Genomic DNA, 23,233 nt, shown 5'->3' with positions numbered 1-23,233 from the left:
GGCAAACTATTAGTGTATTTTACTTTTTTGCTACGATGTCATCCAATATCATATCGGCGTGTACCCTCGAGTTTTCTATAAACCAAAGGTGTGTGTTTAAGCCGCCGCAAACTACGCCTGCAAGGTATAAACCCGGCAAATTGGTTTCCATACTTTCGGGATTGTATTGGGGGATGAATTTATCTTCGGACAGGATAATGCCCAGTTTTTTCAGGAAATCAAAATTGGGTTTATAGCCGGTCATGGCCATTACAAAGTCGTTGGGGATTGTAATCAATCCATCGGGTGTTTTAATATCAACCTCATGTTCGCGGATGGCTTCAAGATTGGAGTTAAAATAAGCTTTGATGCTGCCTTCTTTTATCCGGTTAATGATGTCAGGCCGTACCCAGTATTTAACCCTGCTGCTAATTTCCGGCCCACGTACCACAATAGTAACATCGGCGCCCTTCCGATAGGTTTCCAGGGCCACATCTATAGCCGAGTTGCTGGAGCCAACCACCACTACTTTTTGCGAGGTATAATAATGCGGGTCCTGGTAATAGTGTTTTACTTTGGGAAGGTCTTCGCCGGGGATATTTAAATTAACCGCGATGTCATAAAAGCCGGTAGATACGATAACCTTTTTTGCCCGGTACGTTGTTTTACTTGTTGCTATTGTATAGGCATCATCTTCGGCTTTTACGTTGGTTACCTCCTCAAATAAATGGAGTGGAAGGTTGTTGGATAGAGCAACCCTGCGGTAATATTCCAAGGCATCATTACGGGTAGGTTTGTTATGAACGGTTACAAAAGGTACGCCGCCAATCTCCAATTTCTCTGAAGTTGAGAAAAAGGTCATGGTTGAAGGATAGTTATATAACGAGTTTACCAGGCAGCCTTTTTCGACAATTACAAAACTTAACCCTGCTTTTTGGGCTGCCAGTCCGCAAGCTAAGCCTATCGGGCCGCCACCTATAATCAGTATATCGAGCATGCCGCTAAGATAGGCAGTTTTTGAGAGAGAATTGTGGGAGGATTTCGGAATTCGGATTTTCGATTTCGGATTTATTTTTTTGACATCCCTTTGAGGATAGTTTTTTGCCGGGAAAAATATAGGCACAAAAAAAGGGTAAGCTACTTTTATCGCGCCGCTCAACTCTCTACCCTTGCTGCGTTCCCACCCTGGGGGAGTTCAAGAGGAGCTGGCCGTAAAAGACTTACCCCGGGGCAAATATAGAAAAAGGATGCGTATCAGGTTAATAAATTGTTAAAAAAGGCTTATCCGCTGATAGCTAAACGAATAGATTGTTGTTTATTGCCCGTTCCGGGTTACATCGGCCATAAACCCCAGCGTTTCGCCGACCTGGAATGCGCGTGAGCCGCCTATTCTTAAAATTTACAACGTTTTTTGGCCGACAGAAATAGAAAAGGCGGTTATTTAACCGCCCCCTTTATTTTTTACTTTGTTAATATCAATTCAAGATCTTTTTTGATCAGATCAGCGTTTTTTGGTTTGATCTCGTAATCGAAATTAGCGGCACCATCAGTCGCGATCCGGATAATTGAAACTGATTTGGTTTTCAATGTTTCGATATCATCTTTTTCCAGTTTATAATATACCAGGTTAATAACCCGGTCGGCCTGCGAGCCGTAAGTTACATGGGCATCACCGCCTGCATCAGGTTTTAAATCCAGTACGCTGTTATCAGTAAACTTAATATTGGTAATGTTGGCCGGACCTATAGACCATATCCGGGGACCATTCATATTATCTATCCTGAAACACAGCACGTAACTTGTTCCTATTTTCTCTGCGTAAACATATAATAGCCTGCCTGTTGCGAAGCCCAATTGTGTGTAAATTCTTTCATCGGATGTTTTCCACGTGGTGTCTCCTTTGATCTTATCAATCTCTGGTTTTTCTAATTTTTGGGCACTCGCAGAAAGCGTAATGCCGGCGGCTAAAATAGCCAGGAGGTAAATTTTTTTCATTGTGAAATTTTTAGGGTTAAGTAATAATTAATAAAAGGTTATAGGTTTAAAGCCAACAAGGTTTTATGTTAAGGTTTAGGTTCTTTTATTCAATATGAGTGTTTATGCCACGGCCAGCTTTCTGTCGAAAGGGATTTTTTTATATACTTTATAGCTATCAAATTTGGTGTCGGCTTCTTTTTCCAACACAGTTATGCCATCGGCTAAAAACTCATCTTTGTATTCAATTTTTACAAAATGCGGCCACAGGGTGTTAAATGCTTCCACAGGTATTTTACGCGCAATGGTAATGTGTGGATGGAGCTTTTTTATCATCAACAAATCCTTAATGGCGGTAAACCAATCGGATGTTTCTTTATCCAGTTCTATTTCGGCATAAATGGTACGAAAGGCCGGCCCATGCGAAAAAAAGTTAAACCCTATGATCCTGATGTTATGCACAATGACAGTGCGCCTGATAATAAAATCGACCATATCATAAAAAGGGCCAATAAGTTTTGGTTTCTGTGAGCCGGGATCAACCTCGTCGCTGTTAATATCTAAAGTAATATGCGCACGCGAATTCATCCCCTGGAAATTACCTATGCGGTTAAAACACGCTTTTTTAAAAGCTTTTATCTTTTGATCAATACGATCTGGCGGAGACAATACTGTCAGATAATATTTAAGGCTCATATTCGGTTAAAAAAGACTGGTTTGTTTATTAACGGCAGCTGTGTTTTTTACATGCCGCATTAAATATTCCTGGTACACACTGTTTAATGAATCGGCCGAACCTTTGAACTCAAATTCGCGATACACCGACGAACCGGAATTAACCAGGTTTTTTAAAATGGTGAATTTTGATACCACAAACCTCTTTTTCAACTCTTTCCTTTGAAAATAGGGCCAAAGTAAATTAAATTGTTCGGGGGTAAGTCCGCGTGCTATGGTAATGTGTGGTGTTCCGCTGCCTTTGCCTACTATATCCCACAATAATTTAAGCCAGTAGGTATTATGGTCGCTTATCTTCAGCTTCGCGTAAATGGTTTTGTTATAGCCGTTGTTTTCGTTAAAGCAATCAAAGCCATCTATCTCAAAAACAACTGCCGGCAAGGCTGTTAACCTTCGCTCAAACATCGAAAAGCCATGGTCATGCACATGGATGGGGTGCTTTGGATAATTGTTGGTAGTTATATGGGGCTTCGACCCCATGCCGGGGTAATCGCCGATTATACGCCGGGCTTCATTTTTTAATTTAACAATCTCGGTATTAACATGATCGGGCAAGGACAATACGAAGTGAAAAAATGGCGAATTCATATATTTGCTAATTAAATTGTTTCAAATAAACTGGTCTGATCCTGACCGGCCATTTCAATCCGGCCGGCTTCAATGTTTTCGGTACCAATAAAGCCTTGCTGATTTTTAAATTCAAAGGCTTTAAAAAACTCCCATTTGGCATAGGGGTCAAACGTATCGCGTTTTACTACGGTAAGCGCGTTTATCCAAAAGGGCTCTATCAATTTTTTATGCCTCAAATGGGGCCATAATGTGTTAAAATCGTTTTCTCCAATATTCCTGGCGATGGTTATATGGGGCACAAGCGTTTTTCTTATTTTTAGCTTTTTCTTTAAATGGTTAAACCAATCATCAACCGCCGGTGTCGACCGTATATTGGCGTATATGGTAAATTTGCCGTGCAGATGCGGGAAATTTCCAAATCCATCGATATGCAGTAATACGGGCGGCAAGCTTCTCAATTCTGTTTCTAACAAGTCAATGTTTCTATCAGTCATGAACGGCTTTTGACGTTCCGTATGCTGGATTGAAATATGAGCAGGCGAGTTCATACCTTGATAATCTCCAATGAGCCTTGTCGATGCCTTTTTATAGCGGGCAATTTCGGCCCTGATTATCTCTGGTGGCGAAAGCAGCATTAAATGATCTTCGTACATCCTCATATTCTAAATTTCTGTGAATCAAAAATACTAATATTATTAGTAAAATACCAAATTAATTAGCAAATTTGTTTCATGGATCAAAAACGACATATCGTACACATCGATCTCGATTCATTTTTTGTGTCGGTAGAGCGTAAGTTTAACCCGGCACTTATTGGTATTCCTGTGCTTATTGGTGGTTCGGCAGATAGAGGGGTAGTAGCCTCCTGTAGTTATGAGGCCCGTAAATTTGGCATCCACTCGGCCATGCCAATGAAACAGGCTATGAAGCTTTGCCCGCATGCTACTATAGTGCGTGGTTCACATGACCGCTATTCCGAAGCATCCAAAGAGGTTACGGATATCATCCAGGACTCGGTACCACTATTCCAAAAATCATCGGTTGATGAGTTTTATATCGACCTTACCGGTATGGATAGATTTTATGATTGTTACCAGGTAGCATCAAACCTTAGGCAACGTGTTATCAGAGAAACGGGCTTGCCTATTTCCTTTGGGATGGCATCGGGCAAAACGGTGGCAAAAATGGCTACCAATGCTTCAAAACCAAACGGGCAGCTGTTTATTAAGCACGGCGAAGAATTAAAATTCCTGGCGCCATTGCCGATAGGGAAGATTCCCGGCCTTGGCGAAAGCACAGCCCAAAAACTTTATCAGTATGGGATAGAAAAAATTGGCGACTTGCAACGCGCCAACCTTAAGTTTTTAGAAACTGTTTTTGGCAAAGCAGGGATTTTCCTTTGGGAAAAAGCGCATGGGATAGATCATAGTGAGATTGTACCCCATTCCGACCGTAAATCTATATCGACAGAACATACATTCGATATCAATGTAAATGATCATCGAACGATTGAAACAATATTGGTTTCGATGACCGAAGAACTATCATCCAAACTTAGGCGAGAGAATAAACTGGCATCGTGCCTGGCTATCAAAATCAGGTATGCCAACTTTGAAACCCACACCCAGCAGCAAAAGATAGCCCTTACCGCAGCCGAGCATATCCTGTTGCCCGGTGTTAAAAATTTGCTTAAAAAAGCCTGGAACCAGCACCGCCCCATCAGGCTGATAGGGGTAAGGTTGAGTAACCTCGCAAGCGGCCGCTACCAGATTAACCTGTTTGAAGATAATGAGGAACGCATCCGTCTTTACCAGGCTATGGATAATATCAACTTTAAATTTGGCGATAAAACAATTTGTCGTGCGGCTGGTATGGAGATAGGGACCCGGAATTTTAACCCGTTTTTGAAAGGGTAGGAAGCCTCACCTAAATCATCTCCAAAGGATTGGGCTTTTGATTTGCGTAAAAAATACATGTTTTTGCATCATGCAATTCTTCTGTCTTAATTCTTGACTCTTGATTCTTGACTCTTCTCCAACCGTTGGTCAAAGGTTTACAACCATTGGTCAAACTAATTTTAAGGGGTTACATCAAGTTGCTTCTTTTGATAAAAAAGAAAACTTTATGGAAATCACACAACGACAAACATACCTCGATTGGTTAAGGATTTTATCCATCATTGGGGTGTTATTTTTTCATTCGGCCATGCCTTATGTTGCCGAAGATGGCTGGCATATTAAAAATGCCGAAACCAGTAACCTGATGATGGAATCAAATCATTTTTTACACCTTTTTCGCATGCCGCTGCTCTTTTTTATTTCTGGTACCGTGAGTTACTACATGATGCAGCGGCGATCTACTTTAAACTTCATCGGTTTACGCTTCCGCAGGCTGTTTATTCCATTACTGGTGGGCATGTTTATCATTGTCCCTCCTCAAATTTATATGGAGCGGCTGGCAAATGGCTATCACGGCAGCTACTGGCACTTTTATGCAAGTGTATTTAATTTTGTGCCTTATCCCAAAGGCAGTTTCAGCTGGCATCACCTTTGGTTTATTGCCTATTTGTTTATTTACGATTTAATGTTTGCGCCGGTATTTGCCTGGATGATATCATCAAAAAGTGACGGCTTTAAACAAAGATTGGCGATTTTGGCAAGGGGAAAATGGGTTTATTTATTAATGCTACCGGGAATCTTATGGTTTACTTTTACAAGCTGGGATTTGCCCGAAACAAACGACCTGATCCACGATGGTAGTTATTTTGTATATTGGCTATTATTCCTTCTGGTAGGTTTTATCTGTATCCTCCAACCTAAATTGATGGACAGTCTTGAACGTAATCGTCGTTTTGGTTTAGCTGTTGGTTTTTTAAGCCTGATGACATGGGAAGTAATGCGCTGGAATGGGATTGAACCATTGCATCCCGGCTGGCCGTTTCAAAACATCATGTTTAGTTATGGCTTTACCGCGCTACGCCCGATAATTGCATGGGGCTGGGTGCTGGCTTTGGTAGGCTATGGCAAACGTTACCTTAACCGCACACATAAAACACTCAACTACCTTAACCAGGCAGTGTATCCCTTTTATATCCTGCATCAAACGGTGATCGTTTTGGTTGTATACTACATTGTACAAACACAAAATGAAAGTATCCTTTCAAAATATATTTACACTGTGGGCATTACCTTTTTTGTTACGGTGCTTACTTACCATTTGCTTATACAACCTTATGCCTTAACCCGGTTTCTTTTTGGTATGAAACCTTTGGAGAAAAATCAAAAATCAAGCGCCAACAATCCAAAGGATGTGGGAATAGTGCCTGCTATTACGGAAACTGATGTTATATCTGCTATATAAATAGGGTGGCTGTGTAATCATTGTTGCATAGCATAAACAATTATCATACCTTAAACAAGATCAAATTACGGCCTTAGTCTTAAATCTTGATTCTTAACTCTTGACTCTTTTCCCATGAGGTTTTTTAGAAAATATATTTCCCCCGCGTTGTATGGCCTGCTGGTATATTTTACCGTAAGGCTGCTGCATGACACTGAACATGATGAAATGTTTTGGAAAAGAGACTGGGGTTTAAATGTCCTTGAAATGAGCTGCAGTGTATTGGTGGGCTATGCAGGCATATATTTATTTGAGTGGCTCTTTCGGTTTTATGACAGGCGCTGGCCACTGCAATTTAATTATCGGGGAGTAGTAAGAGAATTAATTATACTGGTGTTTGCTAACCTGGTTTTGGTGAACCTGATATTTACTCCAATGGCTGCACTGACCGACGATGGCCTATCCTGGGGTGATCTGGCAGACCTCACCATGATACCAACCTTATATGCCATTATTTATTATGGTATAGCCCGTAGCAGCACATGGTTAAAGGCCTACATTGCCAACAAGGTACAATTGGAAAAGTTGACTACCGATCAGTTAGAAACCGAACTTAAGTTTTTGAAAGCCCAATATCATCCGCACTTTTTGTTTAATGCTTTAAACACCATTTATTTTCAGATGGATGAGGATGTGCCGGCGGCCAAGCAAAGTACAGAATTGCTTTCCAGTTTGTTAAGGTATCAACTTTACGATCAGCAGCAACAGGTGCCTATTAGCCACGAATTGGAATACCTGCAAAACTACATCCGCTTTCAGCAAATAAGAGCCAGCAGTAAATTGAAGCTTAATATTTGTTTTGATAAAAAGTTAACAGACCAGCCAATTTACCCGCTACTGCTGCTGCCATTAGTTGAAAATGCTTTTAAATACGCGGGCGGCAATTTTGAAATTAGCATCAGCGCGATTATTAATGATGGGAAATTTATTTTTACCGCAGTGAATGATATGCCGGTGCAAATACAGCCTAAAGAAAACTACACAGGTATTGGGTTAGAGAATTTACGACGCCGGTTACAGTTGTTGTATCCGGATAAACATAGGTTAACTGTTGGCCGTGAAGGAAATCGTTTTTCGGCAGCGTTGGCAATAGAATTTAATGTATGAGCTTGATAACCTGTATAATAACCGATGATGAACCTTTTGCGCGCAAGGGCTTGCAGGGTTATGTGGAAAAGACCAGTTTTTTTGATTTAAAAGCGCAATGTGAGGACGCGATGGAACTGAGCGAAGTGCTGAAGCAACAGCCTGTCGATCTGCTTTTTTTAGACATCCAGATGCCGCATTTAACTGGGGTTGAATTTATAAAGTCGTTGCAAAATCCGCCAAAAGTGATATTTACAACAGCGTTCAAGGAATATGCCACAGATGGTTTTGACCTTGATGTGCTGGATTATCTATTAAAACCCATCTCGTTTGAGCGATTTATGAAGGCTGCCTTTAAAGCGAAGGACTATTTTGATCAAAAAAGCAGCAGTGGCGAGCTTGACTACCTGTTTGTAAAAAGCGAAGGTAAGCTGGAAAAGGTTGTTTTTGACGAAGTGCTGTTTGTGCAGGGTATGGAAAACTATGTGACAATACAAACCGTCAATAAAAAAATTATTACCCATAGTACGCTAAAAGCCTTTGGCGAAAGATTGCCGCGGCGTAAGTTTTTACAAACGCATAAATCGTACTTTGTGGCGTATGATAAGGTATCTTCAATTGATGGCAATATGCTGGATGTAGGCCCGCACCAGGTACCCATCAGCAGGCAATTACGGGAGCAGGTGATGCAGCTGTTAATTAACAGGGGAAAGTAAGCCTGCCTTTTGCCGTCGCTCATAAACCAGCCGTACATGACCAATAGCAAAGTTCGCGAATAGATCCTTCGTGCCTACCCATAACGTGTATTTTCGAGGCGGGAGGCCTGTCAGCCTGAGTGATAAAATTTCGCGAAATTCTGAAGGTGAAATGACATTCAAAAATAAAAGACTGTCATCCTGAGGTACGAAGGATCTATTCGCGAACTTTTCTATCGGTAAAACACAGCTGATAGATCCTTCGTACCTCAGGATGACAGGAAAATTGGATATGGCATGGGTAGGTACGAAGGATCTATTCGCGAACTTTGCTATCGATCATGCAGAGCTGATAGATCCTTCGTACCTCAGGATGACAGGAAATTGTATATGTCATGGGTAGCCTGTCGAAGGGTCGCGCGGAGAGGCCTTTGCCCACCATGCTTCGACAGGCTCAGCATGACAACCCTTTTTTCGACGTCATTCCCCTTCAGAATTTTGCCAAATTTTAACAACTCAGCATAACAATCTTTAAGGGACGTCATTAATCAAACTGTTCTTTCAAACGTACCAGGCGGTCAATCATCAGGTTTAGTTTTTCTTCCTCGTTTTTAAACATCCTTGGCTTTAAGTAAAAGGTGGTAAACAAAAACCAGATAACGATAGAGCTATAAGTGCCTATTTTAAATGCCAGCGAAGATTTCTCCAAAACTTCGATGAAATATAGTGCAAGCCCGGCGCTTATCAGCAATATATAAATGTAATAAAACCAGCCTGTGATTTTAGATCTTGTTTTCTGATATTCCTTCAGGCTGTCCAGGTAGTCGGCCGGATTAATAGTTGCGTCGCGCTTGCTTAAAATGTGATAGTGCCTTACGGTAAGCGCCAAATACATCAGCATGGTAAGCAATACTATTAAAATACCCGCCGTTGTAACCCCCGACTTGAACGCCAGGAAAAATGTAACGATGGCGGCAAATACTGTAACGGCCACCATGGCCACAATTGTCCAATACAACTTGTTGGTTATGCCGCGAATCCCCTTCTTTACCTGCTTCAGCACGTCATCCACTGAAAGCTGATCTTGCTTTGGCTGTCCCTGCCAAACCGACATCAAATGATCAAAGTCTTTCATATTGGTTATATAATTCTGTTAACTTCTGTTTAATACGATAAATTTTCACCCTCAAATTCCCTTCTGATATGCCCGAAACATCTGCTATTTCGGGGTACGGCACTTCATCAAGCACCAGTGTTATAATAATTCTTTCCGATTCTTCCAGTTTTGATATGCATTTATACAGTAAAGCAACCTGTTCATTCTTTTCAGAAAATTCCTCTCGTTTTGTTTCGGCTATTTGTTCGGTAAGTTCGTCTTTTGCCTGTCGCTTCTCCGATCGCAGGTAGGTTAGGCAGGTGTTTACGGCAATACGATAGATCCAGGTAGAGATCATGGCCTGGTTGCGGAATTTATCCAGGTTTTGCCATACTTTTAAAAAAGTTTCCTGTAGCAGGTCGTTCGCGGCGTCATCATCGCCGGTATAACCATAGCACAAATGGAAAATTTTTTTAGAATTAGCTGCATAAATTTCCTTGAATGCTGCTTCTTTGTTGGCCACTGTTAATAGAATTTATATAGGTTAGATTATCTTAGTGTACATATGTTACAACAGGTAATCACTCTTTTTAAACCAGTTCAATTTTTTTTCGGCATCTGTTATCAATGCATTGTAGCTATCGGCAAAATCATATTGCAGGTCCTCATGTAGTTTATTTATTAACGTTTTTACCTTTTCAACTTGCCGGGTTAATATCAGGCGAATTGGTTTGTATGAGGTCCGTCTGTCGGCATACTCCAGGTAATTACTACAAAAATTTAGCAAAAACTCAATCTCGGCCATTTTTGAGCCGGTAAACTTAGTGTATTTGCTCAATAAACGTAATATTTTGCGCATGCCTTTAGCTGCGTTATAGCTCAGCGCCGGCAACTGGCTAAACATGAACCCTGCTTCGGCTTTAACTTTTTCTATAAAGGCGGCTTCATCGTAAGCTTCGAACAGCAAATAGGCCAGCAACTCTTTGTTTTCTTTTTTATAACGCGCCAGCCGAAGCAATAACTCAGACAACTGCTCATGCGGCAAATGCTGTATTTCTTTTTTGATATGCTGTAGTCCGTAGGTAGTAACCGTCATTTTTAATAGAATCAAGAATTGAGAGCCAAGAATCAAGACATGATCAATTCTGGTTGCCAATATATACAAAATGTTTTAAGAGAGTCAAGAATCAAGAGCCAAGACAAGCGCAAGTCTTCAATAAATGTTTTAAAAGAGTCAAAATCGAGACCGGTACAACCTCTCAATAACAATACAAATTAATAAGAGAGCAGTTTGTGGACGACAAAGAGTCAAAAGGGTAGCCATCTGTTTGCTGCTTAATTTTTCCTGTCTTGACTCTTGATTCTTTCCGCCCCGATTCTTAACTCTTGATTCTATTTCACTACTTTTGTCAACTGATCAAAATCCATGCAAAAAAAAAGCAAGCTTACGCTGTATATTTTTATAGCGCTTATCGCCGGTGTAATAGTTGGTTATATATACAACACCAACGTAATCAATAAAATTAATGCTAATATAAGTACAGCTGATGCGCACATTAAAGCCATCGACAAAAACTTGCTGGCATCGACAGACACCACTACCGCTGGTTTTCAAACATTAAAGCTACAACGCAAGGCCGAAGCCAAATTACAACAGGATAATAGCACCTTAAGGGAAGATAAACTGGAAGGCTTTAATATTTTAAGCAAGATTTTCCTGAATTTGATAAAGATGATTGTGGCGCCGCTGGTATTTACAACGCTGGTGGTTGGCGTGGCAAAAGTAGGCGATATTAAAGCAGTAGGCAGGATAGGCGGTAAAACGATGCTTTGGTTCGTCAGTGCCACTTTAGTGTCGTTATTATTAGGAATGCTGCTGGTTAACTTATTTGAACCAGGCAAAACCATGCACCTGCCGTTGCCAGACAGCCATTTAAGTACCGGCATCAAGAAATCGGCACTGTCGCTAACCGAATTTATCGGGCATGTGTTCCCCTCAAGCTTTATTAAATCGATGGCCGATAACGAGATACTGCAGATTGTGGTGTTTTCGCTATTTTTTGGCATAGCCACAGCGGCGGTTGGTGAGCAAGGTAAAATTGTCATTAAAGCCATGGATGCTATTGCACATGTGATATTAAAGATAACCGGCTATGTGATGAAACTGGCCCCTGTTGCCGTATTTGGCGCGATAACAGCGGTAATTGCCAAGCAGGGCTTAGGTGTTTTATCAACCTACGGCATATTTATAGGAGAATTCTACTTTTCGTTAGTGTTGCTTTGGCTCATTATTATATCAGCAGGTTTTATTGTTTTGCGTAAACCTGTGTTCAGGCTGATTAATAGTATAAAAGATGCTATGCTTATCGCTTTCAGCACTTCGACCAGCGAGGCTGCTTACCCAAAAGTATTGTTAGAACTGGAGCGTTTTGGCTGCAGCAACAAAATTGTGAGTTTTGTATTACCATTGGGGTATTCATTTAATTTGGATGGTAGCATGATGTATATGACCTTTGCATCATTGTTTTTGGCGCAATCATATGATATTCATTTATCGTTTGGGCACCAGTTGTCGATGCTGTTGGTGCTGATGCTCACAAGCAAAGGTGTAGCGGGCGTGCCAAGGGCATCTTTGGTAGTTATTGCAGGAACGCTATCAATGTTTAATATCCCCGAGGCAGGATTGTTCCTGTTGATAGGGATAGATCCGTTGTTAGATATGGGTAGGTCGGCAACGAATGTTTTGGGCAATGCCATGGCTACCGCAGTTGTAAGCAAGTGGGAAGGCGAGTTGGATGGCAAACTAATTGAACAAAGTACTATCACCTAAGACTGTCATGCTGAGGAACGAAGCATCTGTTCGCAAACTATTTTCTATGGATTATAGACAGCTGACAGATGCTTCGTTCCTCAAGATGACAAGAAGGAAAAGCGCTATCACTTTATATCTCGCATTAGCAACTTAGAAACAAATTACAAATTATACATAAATACAATTCACTAACTAAATGTCCAGTACTACTAAAAAAATATTTCTCATCTCCACTATCGTTATTCCTTTCCTGCTATACTGTATCTACTATTACGGTATGATGATTAAAAACGCACCTTACCGGTATGCCGATTTTCAGTCCATATCTATTCAGTATGGCCTGAAGGATAGCCTGGTAAATCAGTTCAATTCTAAAACAGGCGATTATCAATATTTGAATAAACGCGATTCGTTGGTAAAAACACACATCAGGCTTACCGATAACGACTTGTTATACCTGCACCATAAAGCGGCCGGCCTGGGTTTCTGGGATTTTCCATCGAATGAGAGGGGAGATACTGTTAAAGAAAAACCTGTGCGTTATATCATCGAGTTTAAATATAAAACCAAAACCAAACGGGTTGTTTTTGATTCGAACTTTCCAGGCGATCCTAAATTGATAGATGCTAATAAACAGCTGATCAAAGAAATTGATCAAAGTTTAACAACGGCAGAAAGAAGGCTGAAAAAATAAAAGGCGGCAGGGTTGTTTATTAAATAACCAATCCCTATATTTGCACCTCGAATTTTAAAACAATAATTAACAAACATGTACGCAATAGTAAGTATAGCAGGACAGCAATTTAAGGTTGCAAAAGACCAGCAGATCTTTGTACACAGGTTACAAGGTGACGAGGGCGCTAGTATTGAATTTGACAGTGTATTGTTAGCAGAAAACGAAGGTTCATTCAAATTAGGTTCTGATTTGAAAGGCGCTAAAGTATCGGCTAAGATCTTGTCTCATTTAAAAGGTGATAAAGTAATCGTTTTCAAAAAGAAACGTAGAAAAGGTTACAAAAAGAAAAACGGTCACCGTCAGCAATTTACCAAGATCGAGATCACTGGTATCACATTATAATTTAAAGTTTTAAACCGAGCCGATTTATCAGCTCATAAAAGATATAAACAATGGCACACAAAAAAGGGGCCGGTAGTTCCAGAAACGGCCGCGAGTCGCATAGCAAACGTTTAGGTATCAAAATTTTCGGTGGTCAGCCAGCAATTGCAGGTAACATCATCGTTCGTCAGCGTGGTACTAAACACAACCCAGGCGTTAACGTAGGTATCGGCAGAGATCATACTTTATTCGCATTAGCCGAAGGTATTGTAGTTTTCCGCAAAAAAGCTGATAACCGTTCATACGTTTCAGTTGTTCCGGCTACAGAAGCAGTTGCCGAAGTAGCAGCAGCGCCAGCGGTAGTTGAAGCAGCACCTGTTGCAGAAGAAGCTCCAAAAGCAAAGAAAGCAGCAGCTCCAAAAGCAAAAAAAGCTGATACTGAAGAAGCAGCAGCTGAGTAATTAGCAAAGCTTTATAGATATAAGAAATCCCCGGTCAGTTTGATCGGGGATTTTTTTATTGCCTTATAGCGGCAGGAGTAAAGGAGATTGGTACTGTATAATACACTCTTACAGGTTTACCGCCCACTGTTGCCGGCTTCCATCTTGGCGAGAGTTTTAAAACACGGATAGCCTCATTGTCGATATCCGCATCCACCGAACGGACGCAATAGGCATATTTTACCGCCCCATCTTTTTCAATTATTATCTTTACGAACACCGTTCCCTTAATCCCTCTTTTGAGGCAACTTGCCGGGTATCGGATATTTTTGACAAGGAAGGACGAAAACTGACGCTCGCCTCCGGGAAATTCAGGTATTACATCTGCCATGCTGTAAACGGAATCTGCCTGATCTGTATTTTGGGCTTTGGCCCGATAGGTACACGCTGCGATAAATACTATTAACAAGGTTAAGGTTTTTTTCATGGGCAAATGAACTTAGCAATAATGTCGGATGGTAGCTATTCAATAATCAGTTTCTTCAAATAATAAGTATCCGGATCAATAACAGGCATTGTTTTGCTGGTGATTGTCAGTCCCTTTTTGTCGAGGGTGTATCGCTTGGTAAGGCCATTCGCACTAATGTCGATAGGTAGGGGCATGTCAATATTTTGAAGCTGGATGAGGTACTTATCGCCGCGTTTTGCAGTTACATGAACTTCGAGTTTATTAACAGAATAAATATAGAGATCAAATAAGGGTTTCAAATCAATACCGGCTGCTTTGCTAAAATATTCCTGTACATCTGCAGTAGTAACCAGGTTGCTATAGGTGTATTTGGGACTTGTAACAAAGCTTTTTATAGTTGGGAAGAAGATAGTGTCGCCCATGATGTATCTCAGCGTATGCATAAAGAAAGCGCCCTTGCCATAAATATCACCATTATAAGCAGCCTCTTCGTCGATATCTTTTCCTATTACCAAAGGGATTTTGTTGCCAAATGAAAGCGCAGCTTGCTGGAAGTGTTTAATATAGGCTTGTTCGCCTTCCAATTCCCGTATGGGCATGGCATCTCCAAAGGTGCAAATACCTTCGTGGATCCAGTAATCGGCCCAGTCTTTGGCTGTTACTTTGTTGCCCCACCATTCGTGGCCAAATTCGTGATGCATCAGCCAGTCAAAATCCTTTCCGCCGAGTTTACTGTACCTGAATTTGTTGCCATAGGCATTCATGGTTTGATGCTCCATACCCAGGTGCGGCGTTTCGGCTATGCCTATTTTCTCTTTGGCCCATGGATACTCGCCGAAGTATTTTTCCTGTATGCTGATGGTTTGCTCAAAAATATCCAGGTGGCGGTTGGCCTTGGCGGCATCCTCCTTCAGCACATAAAACTGGATGGGTACAGTAGTGCCATTAACGGTTTTATATGGCCTGCTTACCACCGTATAATCGCCGACGTTAAATAAGATACTGTAGTTGTTGATGCTATAGTTGGTTTTCCAATGATAAGTAGCTTTATCGCCGCTTTTGGTTACCTTTTGCAGCAAGCCCGGGCCGGCAACTACAAGGTCTTTAGGCACGGTTATCATTATATCAACACCCTCATTCGGTTCATCGGACGGATGATCCTTACAAGGAAAATAAAGTTTCCCCCCGGTACCCTCAGCTGTGATGGCAACCCAGGCGTGCCCGGTAGAATCTTTTGTCCACGTAAATCCATCATCCCAGGGCGGGCGACGGGCAACATGGGGCTTGCCGCCATATATCACTTTAACGGTGGTTTTACCGGCAGGTAATTCTTTCGCTGTACTTATAGTAATCAGGTTGTTTTGATATATAAATTGCTCTTTTTTACCGTTTACCAAAACATTACTGATCTTTAGGGAATCCAACAGATCAAAAAGTAATACCTTGGTAGGTTGAGCCATAATCACATCAATGGTGGTATAACCATCAATAGTTTTTTGAACCGGATCAACATTCAAGGCGATGGTGTAATGGCGCACATCCATAATGGCTTGCTCTGGTTTAAGCTTGCCGCCGGAAGTGAGGGTTTGGGCGCTGGATACTACTACGGCGAGCAGTGCCAATGTTGTGAGTAATGTTTTCTTCATTATTTGGCGTATTCACTTAATGTGAAATAAATTGTAGCTCTATGTCCATGGCCTCGAAACAAGTTTGATATTGCCTCCATTTTTACAATTTTTTGTAACGTTCAAGTCAACCATAAGAGTTCACTATTCAAGATACGCCAACAGGGTATATACAAATATTGTAAAAAATTGGGTTTCGGCAACATTAATAATCGGCAATAAAGAATAGTTTGTTCTTATTCTTTATCGCCGATTCACATATTTCAAGAATAGCATTATATTCTTTTTGCGCATTTAATTCTTCTGTAATAACGAGAGATTTCATATGATCGTAGAATTCTTCAAGTCGATCCACCTGCACCTCCCCGTTAAATTCATCACCCCAAGTGTCAAACTCATAGTCAGCAGACCAGCGATATTTGTATATGATACTTTCGCGCGGTAATTCTTGATAGTCGGGATAGAGATCTAAGATCATTCCGAAATATCCTGACCAAAGCACAACTTCAAATACTAACTCTCCAGATTCTGTACGCTCCCTGAAGTAAGCCTCTCGGATCTGTACGATCGATATTTTCTGAAAGTCAGATACAAGATCGATTTTTTTCATAGTTTGTCTTCTTTTGCCTAAGCCACTTAAATAAATAATTTTGGCAAAATTGTACTTTATGTTAGGATGCAACCGTCATATTCACCTTCTTCATTCCCTAAATATAATCAATACTCCCTCACCAGCAAATTATCGGCAAACTGCCTTAAATACTGGCGGCGATCTTCCGACAGATTGATCTGATCCAGGGCGTTAAATGCCATCTCTGCATAAGCTTGCATCGCATCGTCGGCATAACTCCTGATATTCAAGCTGTCATAAATAGCCGTTACGGCTGCAACTTTGTCGGCAGCAGTAAATTCTTCAAGATTTAGCCAATGTTGAAGTGCGGTTGCCTGGCTGCCTTTAGCCAGTTCAACTGCTTTTATAAGCAGATATGTTTTTTTATTGGATAGGATATCACCGCCAACCTGTTTGCCAAATTTTTCCGGATCGCCGTAAACATCCAGTATATCGTCCTGTAACTGGAAAGCTATGCCCAGGTTTACCCCAAAGCTATACAACAATTGCGCGTCGCTTAATCCGGCACCGCCAATAATGGCGCCTATTTTTAATGTACCACCCAATAATACAGCGGTTTTAAGCCGAATCATATCCAGGTATTCATCTATCTGTACATTGTTGCGTTGCTCAAAGCTCATGTCTATTTGCTGGCCTTCGCATACACCTGTGGCAGTTTCGTTAAAAACATCCATTACCCGGCGCAAAATGGCATCGTCAACCTTCATCATGAATTTGTTGGCTTCTACCATCATGGCATCACCGGATAGTATGGCAACATTGGCGTTCCATTTTTCGTGCACTGTAATTTTACCACGGCGCAAGGGAGCCTTGTCCATGATGTCATCGTGCATCAGCGTAAAGTTGTGGAACACTTCGATGGCCAGGGCGGGCTCTATCGCTTTTTCCACATCGCCGCCAAACAGGTCGCAGGCCATTAGCAGCAGGGCAGGGCGCAGGCGTTTACCGCCAAGCGAAAGTATATAGCTTATAGGTTCGTAAAGATCGGTAGGATATGCCGGAAAAGTAAGTTCGTCTACAGCCTTGCTCACCATGGCGTGTAGTTCTGTAAGTTGTTTCATGTTTGTAGTTAACGGCTGATTGAGTTGATTGCGTTGGATTAGGTTGATTGAGTTAAAAATTCAACTAATCAACCACTCACCTAAAATATCAATCCTGTACTAACGAAAAATCAATTTGCTTCTTGGTCAAATCAACATTTTTAACCCTGATTTTCACTTCATCACCCAACTGGTAAATTTTCTTTTTACGCTGGCCAATGATGCAATAGTTTTTCTCGTCCAAAGTATAAAAATCATCGGATATATCGCGCAGGCGAATCATGCCCTCACATTTATTTTCGATAATTTCGACATACATACCCCACTCTGTAACTCCCGAGATAATACCTGTAAAAGTGTTGCCAACCTGGTCGCGCAGGTATTCTGCCTGTTTGTATTTAACAGATGAGCGTTCGGCATCGGCTGCCTTCTTTTCCATTTGCGAGCTATGGGAACATAGCTTTTCGTAATGTTCTGCATTTACCGATTGCCCTCCGTTTAAATAATGAAACAGCAGACGGTGTACCATTACATCCGGGTACCGGCGGATAGGAGAGGTGAAGTGCGTATAATGGTCAAATGCCAGGCCGTAGTGGCTGCTGGTTTTTGTGGTGTATATAGCTTTAGCCATCGATCTGATGGCCAGTTGGGTAAGTACATTTTGTTCTTTTTTACCTTCCACATCCTCCATCAGGAAGTTTAACGATTTAGCCGTTTCCTTATCTGATTTGGTGTTGATCTTATAACCAAACCTGGCCGCAAATTGCGCAAAGTTGGCCAAAGCATCTGGTTTAGGTGAATCATGCGCCCGGTAAACAAATGTGTATTTGTGTTTTCCTTTGCCCATTTTACTCACATGCTCGGCAACCTTACGGTTAGCCAACAGCATAAAATCCTCAATCAGTTTATGGGCATCTTTACGCTCTTTTACGTAAACACCGATGGGCTTGCCGGTTTCATCAAGCTTAAATTTAACCTCGGTAGTTTCAAAGCTGATGGCGCCGTTTTTAAACTTACGGTCGCGCAGTTTATAAGCTAAGGCATTTAGCTTAAGGATCTCGTCTTTAAAATCACCTTCTTTGCTTTCAATTACTTCCTGAACTTCCTCATAAGTAAAGCGCCTGTCAGAGTAAATAATGGTTTTTCCGTACCACTCGGTTTGGATAAATGCATTCTCGTCCAGTTCAAAAACTGCCGAAAAACATAGCTTTTCTTCTTTAGGACGCAACGAACACAAACCGTTTGAAAGGCGTTCCGGTAACATCGGGATAACCCTATCCACCAGGTAAACAGAAGTTGCACGATCAAAGGCTTCTTTATCCAGGGCAGAATCCGGGAAAATATAATGCGATACGTCGGCAATATGCACACCAACTTCGTAATTGCCATTCTCGAGTATTTTAAACGACAACGCATCGTCAAAATCCTTGGCATCAAAGGGATCGATCGTAAATGTGGTAATGTCCCTGAAATCTCTCCGACGGGCAATTTCCTCTTTGGTGATCACATCTGATATTTCTTCCGATTCATGTTCAACTTCAGCGGGGAAGGATAGGGGAAAACCATATTCGGCAAGGATGGCGTTCATTTCGGTATCATTCTCGCCCTGTGCACCTAAAATGTGTTTTATTCTGCCAATAGGGTTTTTGGCCTCAGCCGGCCAGTCGGTAATTTCGGCAACTGCTTTTATCCCGTTTTTAGCCCCATTGAGCTCGCTCATCGGGATAAAGATATCGTGCATCATTTTGCGGTCATCGGGGATAAAAAATGCAAAACGCTCGGATAGTTTTACAATTCCTGTAAACTCCATTTTGGCGCGCTGCAGTATCTCGATGATCTCGCCTTCTTTACGTTTGCCTTTACTAATGGCATATACGTAAACTTTAACACGGTCGCCATGTAAAGCATTGCGAAGTTTGCGCGGGGCAACAAAAATGTCGCTTTCCAATTCATCGTCGGTAACTATAAATGCCGAACCATCATTCGTGAGATCGACCCGGCCTTCCATAAATGTTTTTAGCTCAAGAAGTTGGAATTTTCCGGGCGAAATCTCTTTCAGTACAGATTTAAAAGCCTCGTCTTTTAGAATATCAAATATAATTTCGCGCGATTCGGGATCGCGGACGTTTAATTTTGCAGAAACCTGTTTATAATTAAGTGGCGTATTGCCGTTTTGTTCAAATACATCAAGTACCATTTGGGTAAGTACCTGAACGATAGAAGAATTATTTTTCTTTTTTTTAGACATACAAAAGTATTTGCGCTAAGATACAGATTTTTGGTGTTTGGGGGAGAAGACGAAAAGATGTAAATAGGCGACTTATATCTGGTAAGGGTCTGTACAAGATAGATGTGTCACCCTGTTAAAATCGCTTAAGTTTCTGGTAAGCAGTGTCAAATTATTGGTTATTGCAGTAGCCGCAATAATTGCATCAGGAAGTTTCAAACGATACATTTTCCTAACCTCTATTGATTTTAGTATGATATTTTCTGACAAATCAAAAACTGTCGAGGCGCTTATGAAACTATTCAAAAAGCTTATTTGGGCGTCAGTTGCATTTCGCCAAACCAATAGCTCTATTCTGGATATTACTGACAATTTGATTTCGATATTGTCAATTAAATTAATTGATTTCTGCGGTAGTTTGTTTTCAAGATAATCAATTATTGTATTTGTGTCCGCTAAATATCGTTGTTCCATTCGTTGCGGACTTCTTTTAAATGATTTTTAAAGTCTTTATATTGCTCATCTGTCAAGTTTAATTTTCCTCTAAAATCAGACGGCTTTTTCTTTTTGGGAATTTCTTCTATGTTCAACTCATCAATAGCATATAACAGCACCTCTATCTTACGACCAACGTAGCTTTCCGGTATATGGATTGATGGGTCTTGGTTTTCAGGAGTTATTATTGTGCGTATCATATGAGTTACTTATCAGGATATTTACATTTCGTAAATAAAATGCCACTAATTGTATGAAATATTTACGATGTGTCACAAATTTAGACAATTTGTCCATACAATCGATTTATCGATTGAAATAATTTAGCCCTGCGGAATTGAAGCTATCAAATTCCTGGTGTACTCCTCCTTTGGCCTATAATAAATATCGTCCGGGTAACCTGTTTCAATGATCTCGCCTTTATTCATCACCATCATCCGGTCGGATATATGTTTAATAACGGCAAGGTCATGTGAGATGAAGATATAGGTGAGTTTAAACTCCTGCTGCAATTCGCGGATCAGGTTAAGCACCTGCGCCTGTACAGATACATCAAGCGCTGACACTGATTCGTCGCAGATGATAAACTTAGGTTGCAGGGCCAGCGCCCTGGCTATCACGATGCGTTGCCTTTGCCCGCCCGAAAACTCATGTGGGTAACGGTTAAAATGTTCGGGTAACAGGTTTACCCGTTCCAGTAACTCCAACACATTTTTTTTGCGTTTGGTATTATTGGCATAAAACTGGTGTACCTGCAAAGGCTCCATAATGGATTGGCCGACGGTTAATTTAGGGTTTAAAGATGAGTACGGATCCTGGAAAATGATCTGGATATTGCGGCGCACTTCACGCAAGTCGTTCTTTTTTAAACTCCTCAAATCGGTGTTTTCAAAGCTGATATGGCCTGCCGTGGGTTCAATCAGTCGCAGAATGGTGCGGCCCAGCGTTGTTTTTCCGCATCCCGACTCGCCCACCAGGCCAAGTGTTTCACCTGGGTATACTTCAAAGCTTACGTTATTAACCGCCTTAACCACTTTTTTTGACATGCCTAATAAACCGGTACTAACCGGGAACCAGGTAGAAAGCTGGTCGATTTTTAATAAGGGTTGTTGCTTATATAATTCCGTTCTTCTTGCTTGTATTTCATTTTCGGGATAATTATATAATGTCCTGATGTTTTCGATAGTGACCGACGATTTATTTTGGATATTATCTGCATCAAAAAAATCGGCAACTATCGGCAGTTTCTTTAAATGTTGATTTGGCGATGGCCTGCACGCTAATAAGCCTTTAGTGTATGGGTGACTGGGATGATCGAATAAGTTGGGCGTATTGGCCTCCTCAACAATTTCGCCTTTATACATCACCATTACCCGGTCGGCAATTTCCTTAATAACGCCCAGGTCATGCGAAATGAAGATCAGGCTCATTTGGCGAGCTTTTTTAAGGCAGAGCAGCAGCTCAATAATAGTTTTCTGCACTGTTACGTCAAGTGCGGTAGTTGGCTCGTCTGCTATTAATATCTCTGGATTGCAGGATAGGGCCATAGCTATCATTACCCTTTGTTTTTGCCCTCCTGAAATTTGGTGCGGATAGCTATCAAAAATTGCTTCAGGGCGGGGGAGTTGCACTTCCTTAAAAAGCTCGATTGTTTTCTGTTTGGCCTCGGCCTTGCTTAAACCCAAATGCAGCCGGATAGCCTCGGTTAACTGGAAGCCGCAGGTAAGCACAGGATTGAGCGACGTCATTGGCTCCTGAAAAATCATGGCCATGCGGTTGCCCCTGATGTGGCGCATATCGGCTTCTGATAATTTGCACAAACTTACGTCATTTAAAAGTACTTCACCATCGATAACAGTTTTATCCGCATCCAAAAGCCGCATTAAAGCAAGCGATGTAACCGATTTACCCGAACCGGATTCGCCAACTATCCCTATAGTTTCTCCCTTTTTTAAATTAAATGAGATGCCTTTTACAGCTTTGAATAATCCGTCGCCGGTTTTAAAACTAACCTCCAGGTTTTTTACTTTCAGCATTATTGGCCAACTATGGTTATTTGTTTATCTCCAATCAACTCCTCGCCCCGGTAGCGGCGTATCAGCTGCGCGGTGGCTACCACATCTTTTTGGCAATAAGTGCAAATCCGCTCAAGCTGGTTTTCGTTCCAGTAAACATGGCCAACCATGCTGCCGTCAATATCATCTTTTGAGGTGGGGATGTTAAAAACAGCAGTAAGCAGGTTTAACGATGTGTAATTTTTATAATCGCCAAATTTCCACAACTCCATGGTATCCAAATGGATAATTTCCCATGGCTTTTTCCCAGCCAATTGTAGCTGGGGCGGGAATGGAAGCCCGTTGATCAATAAACGCCGGCATATATATGGGTAATCAAACTCTTTACCGTTATGCGCTACCAGCACTAGGTTAGCCGGCTGGCTAAATAACATGGCCGAAAAATTAACAAGGATCTCTTTTTCATCATGCCCTGCAAATGACTTTATCCTCAAACCAATATTTTCTTTTCCCTTAGTGAAAACCCCTACAGATATACATACTATCTTACCAAATTCGGCCCAGATACCGGCGCGTTGGTAATATTCTTCGGGCGTTTCATCTTTACGCTGATATTGTGTTTTTAAGTCCCAGAGCTTTTTGAAATGCTCGGGCACTTCATCATGTGTACCATATTGGGGTACCGTTTCAATATCAATTACCAATAAATTATGCAGGTCATACTGCTCAAGCATGATGGATTAATTTTATGGAGCAATATAATGAATGTTTTAGTTTGATAGGTTTTACGTGGTACGTTTTAGGTTATACGTTTGTAATTTTATTAACCGTAGTAAACTCCACTCGCCAGAAATACCGCTTTTTATTTTTCAAAACAGTACATTCAAA

Annotated in this window: 25 protein-coding genes and 1 other RNA gene; 8 read left to right on the top strand and 18 right to left on the bottom strand. The window is 41.3% G+C overall.

The features are described 5' to 3' along the window. Positions 1-19: 19 nt before the first annotated feature. From AC1RM2_RS28340 to AC1RM2_RS28315, 6 genes are all read right to left on the bottom strand, one after another. The gene (locus tag AC1RM2_RS28340; protein WP_492988519.1) at positions 20-976 is read right to left on the bottom strand and encodes a YpdA family putative bacillithiol disulfide reductase; all 957 of its coding nucleotides are present in this window, start codon (positions 974-976) and stop codon (positions 20-22) included. 130 nt (positions 977-1,106) lie between these two features. Then, positions 1,107-1,205, bottom strand: an RNA gene (gene ffs / locus AC1RM2_RS28335) — signal recognition particle sRNA small type. A 235-nt stretch (positions 1,206-1,440) separates the two neighbouring features. Then, positions 1,441-1,974: a hypothetical protein gene (locus tag AC1RM2_RS28330; protein WP_492988518.1), complete on the bottom strand. Its 534-nt coding sequence runs from the start codon at positions 1,972-1,974 to the stop codon at positions 1,441-1,443. A gap of 102 nt (positions 1,975-2,076) precedes the next feature. Continuing rightward, positions 2,077-2,649, bottom strand: a complete 573-nt coding sequence (locus AC1RM2_RS28325) for a 2'-5' RNA ligase family protein (RefSeq protein ID WP_492988517.1) — start codon at positions 2,647-2,649, stop codon at positions 2,077-2,079. A gap of 6 nt (positions 2,650-2,655) precedes the next feature. Beyond that, positions 2,656-3,276, bottom strand: a complete 621-nt coding sequence (locus tag AC1RM2_RS28320) for a 2'-5' RNA ligase family protein (protein WP_492988516.1) — start codon at positions 3,274-3,276, stop codon at positions 2,656-2,658. A gap of 11 nt (positions 3,277-3,287) precedes the next feature. After that, a complete protein-coding gene (locus tag AC1RM2_RS28315) occupies positions 3,288-3,917 on the bottom strand; it encodes a 2'-5' RNA ligase family protein (protein WP_492988515.1) in 630 nt (209 codons plus the stop codon). 72 nt (positions 3,918-3,989) lie between these two features. On the opposite strand from AC1RM2_RS28315, the gene dinB reads away from it, so the two are divergent. The 4 genes from dinB (at position 3,990) to AC1RM2_RS28295 (ending at position 8,459) form a co-directional block, all read left to right on the top strand. Next, positions 3,990-5,174, top strand: coding sequence for a DNA polymerase IV (dinB, locus tag AC1RM2_RS28310; RefSeq protein WP_492988514.1), 1,185 nt, complete (start codon positions 3,990-3,992; stop codon positions 5,172-5,174). 208 nt (positions 5,175-5,382) lie between these two features. Then, positions 5,383-6,618 carry an acyltransferase family protein gene (locus tag AC1RM2_RS28305; RefSeq protein WP_492988513.1) on the top strand — a complete coding sequence of 412 codons (1,236 nt, stop codon included), beginning with the start codon at positions 5,383-5,385 and terminating at the stop codon, positions 6,616-6,618. A 114-nt stretch (positions 6,619-6,732) separates the two neighbouring features. Continuing rightward, positions 6,733-7,764, top strand: coding sequence for a sensor histidine kinase (locus tag AC1RM2_RS28300; protein WP_492988512.1), 1,032 nt, complete (start codon positions 6,733-6,735; stop codon positions 7,762-7,764). Next, positions 7,761-8,459, top strand: coding sequence for a LytR/AlgR family response regulator transcription factor (locus tag AC1RM2_RS28295; RefSeq protein WP_492988511.1), 699 nt, complete (start codon positions 7,761-7,763; stop codon positions 8,457-8,459). The genes AC1RM2_RS28300 and AC1RM2_RS28295 overlap by 4 nt, the downstream gene beginning before the upstream one ends. 523 nt (positions 8,460-8,982) lie before the next feature. On the opposite strand, the gene AC1RM2_RS28290 is transcribed toward AC1RM2_RS28295, so the two are convergent. The 3 genes from AC1RM2_RS28290 to AC1RM2_RS28280 are packed head-to-tail and all read right to left on the bottom strand — an operon-like array spanning position 8,983 to position 10,630. Beyond that, positions 8,983-9,573: a hypothetical protein gene (locus AC1RM2_RS28290; protein WP_492988510.1), complete on the bottom strand. Its 591-nt coding sequence runs from the start codon at positions 9,571-9,573 to the stop codon at positions 8,983-8,985. After that, on the bottom strand, positions 9,560-10,057 hold the full coding sequence (locus AC1RM2_RS28285; protein ID WP_090650380.1) for an RNA polymerase sigma factor: 498 nt from the start codon (positions 10,055-10,057) through the stop codon (positions 9,560-9,562). Before AC1RM2_RS28285 ends, AC1RM2_RS28290 begins: the two co-directional genes overlap by 14 nt. A 45-nt stretch (positions 10,058-10,102) precedes the next feature. After that, complete coding sequence (locus tag AC1RM2_RS28280; protein ID WP_492988509.1) at positions 10,103-10,630, bottom strand: hypothetical protein; 528 nt, start codon at positions 10,628-10,630, stop codon at positions 10,103-10,105. Between the two features lie 330 nt (positions 10,631-10,960). Between AC1RM2_RS28280 and AC1RM2_RS28275 the strand changes: the two genes are divergently transcribed. The 4 genes from AC1RM2_RS28275 to rpmA all read left to right on the top strand — a co-directional run bounded on the left by AC1RM2_RS28275 (position 10,961) and on the right by rpmA (position 13,864). Continuing rightward, positions 10,961-12,364, top strand: a complete 1,404-nt coding sequence (locus tag AC1RM2_RS28275; RefSeq protein WP_492988508.1) for a dicarboxylate/amino acid:cation symporter — start codon at positions 10,961-10,963, stop codon at positions 12,362-12,364. Between the two features lie 178 nt (positions 12,365-12,542). Continuing rightward, positions 12,543-13,040: a hypothetical protein gene (locus AC1RM2_RS28270; RefSeq protein WP_492988507.1), complete on the top strand. Its 498-nt coding sequence runs from the start codon at positions 12,543-12,545 to the stop codon at positions 13,038-13,040. 75 nt (positions 13,041-13,115) lie between these two features. Beyond that, the gene (rplU, locus tag AC1RM2_RS28265) at positions 13,116-13,424 is read left to right on the top strand and encodes a 50S ribosomal protein L21 (protein ID WP_090650782.1); all 309 of its coding nucleotides are present in this window, start codon (positions 13,116-13,118) and stop codon (positions 13,422-13,424) included. Between the two features lie 50 nt (positions 13,425-13,474). Beyond that, a complete protein-coding gene (rpmA, locus tag AC1RM2_RS28260; protein WP_090650785.1) occupies positions 13,475-13,864 on the top strand; it encodes a 50S ribosomal protein L27 in 390 nt (129 codons plus the stop codon). A 55-nt stretch (positions 13,865-13,919) separates the two neighbouring features. Here rpmA and AC1RM2_RS28255 read toward each other — a convergent pair whose 3' ends face one another. The 9 genes from AC1RM2_RS28255 to AC1RM2_RS28215 form a co-directional block, all read right to left on the bottom strand. Continuing rightward, positions 13,920-14,330, bottom strand: a complete 411-nt coding sequence (locus tag AC1RM2_RS28255) for an energy transducer TonB (protein ID WP_492988506.1) — start codon at positions 14,328-14,330, stop codon at positions 13,920-13,922. A gap of 35 nt (positions 14,331-14,365) precedes the next feature. Further along, positions 14,366-15,958 carry a M1 family metallopeptidase gene (locus AC1RM2_RS28250; protein WP_492988505.1) on the bottom strand — a complete coding sequence of 531 codons (1,593 nt, stop codon included), beginning with the start codon at positions 15,956-15,958 and terminating at the stop codon, positions 14,366-14,368. Between the two features lie 184 nt (positions 15,959-16,142). Then, positions 16,143-16,547 (bottom strand): hypothetical protein, encoded by a 405-nt coding sequence (locus AC1RM2_RS28245; RefSeq protein WP_439697482.1) that lies wholly within the window; start codon positions 16,545-16,547, stop codon positions 16,143-16,145. A gap of 107 nt (positions 16,548-16,654) precedes the next feature. Then, a complete protein-coding gene (locus tag AC1RM2_RS28240; RefSeq protein ID WP_492988504.1) occupies positions 16,655-17,629 on the bottom strand; it encodes a polyprenyl synthetase family protein in 975 nt (324 codons plus the stop codon). A gap of 88 nt (positions 17,630-17,717) precedes the next feature. Further along, on the bottom strand, positions 17,718-19,856 hold the full coding sequence (gene rnr / locus AC1RM2_RS28235; protein WP_492988503.1) for a ribonuclease R: 2,139 nt from the start codon (positions 19,854-19,856) through the stop codon (positions 17,718-17,720). A gap of 72 nt (positions 19,857-19,928) precedes the next feature. After that, positions 19,929-20,309, bottom strand: a complete 381-nt coding sequence (locus AC1RM2_RS28230; RefSeq protein WP_492988502.1) for a type II toxin-antitoxin system VapC family toxin — start codon at positions 20,307-20,309, stop codon at positions 19,929-19,931. Then, complete coding sequence (locus tag AC1RM2_RS28225) at positions 20,291-20,530, bottom strand: hypothetical protein (protein WP_492988501.1); 240 nt, start codon at positions 20,528-20,530, stop codon at positions 20,291-20,293. Before AC1RM2_RS28225 ends, AC1RM2_RS28230 begins: the two co-directional genes overlap by 19 nt. A 123-nt stretch (positions 20,531-20,653) precedes the next feature. Next, a complete protein-coding gene (locus tag AC1RM2_RS28220; RefSeq protein ID WP_492988500.1) occupies positions 20,654-22,366 on the bottom strand; it encodes an ABC transporter ATP-binding protein in 1,713 nt (570 codons plus the stop codon). Continuing rightward, positions 22,366-23,079 (bottom strand): 3'-5' exonuclease, encoded by a 714-nt coding sequence (locus AC1RM2_RS28215; RefSeq protein ID WP_492988499.1) that lies wholly within the window; start codon positions 23,077-23,079, stop codon positions 22,366-22,368. Before AC1RM2_RS28215 ends, AC1RM2_RS28220 begins: the two co-directional genes overlap by 1 nt. Positions 23,080-23,233 lie beyond the last annotated feature (154 nt).

Source organism: Mucilaginibacter sp. GW822-FHT03E02, from assembly GCF_058801545.1.
This window is presented reverse-complemented; position numbering and strand designations above follow the sequence as displayed.

What these genes read in the sequence shown, in the direction of transcription:
- AC1RM2_RS28340 (WP_492988519.1), bottom strand. Translation starts at nt 976, where the DNA reads ATGCTCGATATACTGATTATAGGTGGCGGCCCGATAGGCTTAGCTTGC.
- AC1RM2_RS28330 (WP_492988518.1), bottom strand. Translation starts at nt 1,974, where the DNA reads ATGAAAAAAATTTACCTCCTGGCTATTTTAGCCGCCGGCATTACGCTT.
- AC1RM2_RS28325 (WP_492988517.1), bottom strand. Translation starts at nt 2,649, where the DNA reads ATGAGCCTTAAATATTATCTGACAGTATTGTCTCCGCCAGATCGTATT.
- AC1RM2_RS28320 (WP_492988516.1), bottom strand. Translation starts at nt 3,276, where the DNA reads ATGAATTCGCCATTTTTTCACTTCGTATTGTCCTTGCCCGATCATGTT.
- AC1RM2_RS28315 (WP_492988515.1), bottom strand. Translation starts at nt 3,917, where the DNA reads ATGAGGATGTACGAAGATCATTTAATGCTGCTTTCGCCACCAGAGATA.
- dinB (WP_492988514.1), top strand. Translation starts at nt 3,990, where the DNA reads ATGGATCAAAAACGACATATCGTACACATCGATCTCGATTCATTTTTT.
- AC1RM2_RS28305 (WP_492988513.1), top strand. Translation starts at nt 5,383, where the DNA reads ATGGAAATCACACAACGACAAACATACCTCGATTGGTTAAGGATTTTA.
- AC1RM2_RS28300 (WP_492988512.1), top strand. Translation starts at nt 6,733, where the DNA reads ATGAGGTTTTTTAGAAAATATATTTCCCCCGCGTTGTATGGCCTGCTG.
- AC1RM2_RS28295 (WP_492988511.1), top strand. Translation starts at nt 7,761, where the DNA reads ATGAGCTTGATAACCTGTATAATAACCGATGATGAACCTTTTGCGCGC.
- AC1RM2_RS28290 (WP_492988510.1), bottom strand. Translation starts at nt 9,573, where the DNA reads ATGAAAGACTTTGATCATTTGATGTCGGTTTGGCAGGGACAGCCAAAG.
- AC1RM2_RS28280 (WP_492988509.1), bottom strand. Translation starts at nt 10,630, where the DNA reads ATGACGGTTACTACCTACGGACTACAGCATATCAAAAAAGAAATACAG.
- AC1RM2_RS28275 (WP_492988508.1), top strand. Translation starts at nt 10,961, where the DNA reads ATGCAAAAAAAAAGCAAGCTTACGCTGTATATTTTTATAGCGCTTATC.
- AC1RM2_RS28270 (WP_492988507.1), top strand. Translation starts at nt 12,543, where the DNA reads ATGTCCAGTACTACTAAAAAAATATTTCTCATCTCCACTATCGTTATT.
- rplU (WP_090650782.1), top strand. Translation starts at nt 13,116, where the DNA reads ATGTACGCAATAGTAAGTATAGCAGGACAGCAATTTAAGGTTGCAAAA.
- rpmA (WP_090650785.1), top strand. Translation starts at nt 13,475, where the DNA reads ATGGCACACAAAAAAGGGGCCGGTAGTTCCAGAAACGGCCGCGAGTCG.
- AC1RM2_RS28255 (WP_492988506.1), bottom strand. Translation starts at nt 14,330, where the DNA reads ATGAAAAAAACCTTAACCTTGTTAATAGTATTTATCGCAGCGTGTACC.
- AC1RM2_RS28250 (WP_492988505.1), bottom strand. Translation starts at nt 15,958, where the DNA reads ATGAAGAAAACATTACTCACAACATTGGCACTGCTCGCCGTAGTAGTA.
- AC1RM2_RS28245 (WP_439697482.1), bottom strand. Translation starts at nt 16,547, where the DNA reads ATGAAAAAAATCGATCTTGTATCTGACTTTCAGAAAATATCGATCGTA.
- AC1RM2_RS28240 (WP_492988504.1), bottom strand. Translation starts at nt 17,629, where the DNA reads ATGAAACAACTTACAGAACTACACGCCATGGTGAGCAAGGCTGTAGAC.
- rnr (WP_492988503.1), bottom strand. Translation starts at nt 19,856, where the DNA reads ATGTCTAAAAAAAAGAAAAATAATTCTTCTATCGTTCAGGTACTTACC.
- AC1RM2_RS28230 (WP_492988502.1), bottom strand. Translation starts at nt 20,309, where the DNA reads ATGGAACAACGATATTTAGCGGACACAAATACAATAATTGATTATCTT.
- AC1RM2_RS28225 (WP_492988501.1), bottom strand. Translation starts at nt 20,530, where the DNA reads ATGATACGCACAATAATAACTCCTGAAAACCAAGACCCATCAATCCAT.
- AC1RM2_RS28220 (WP_492988500.1), bottom strand. Translation starts at nt 22,366, where the DNA reads ATGCTGAAAGTAAAAAACCTGGAGGTTAGTTTTAAAACCGGCGACGGA.
- AC1RM2_RS28215 (WP_492988499.1), bottom strand. Translation starts at nt 23,079, where the DNA reads ATGCTTGAGCAGTATGACCTGCATAATTTATTGGTAATTGATATTGAA.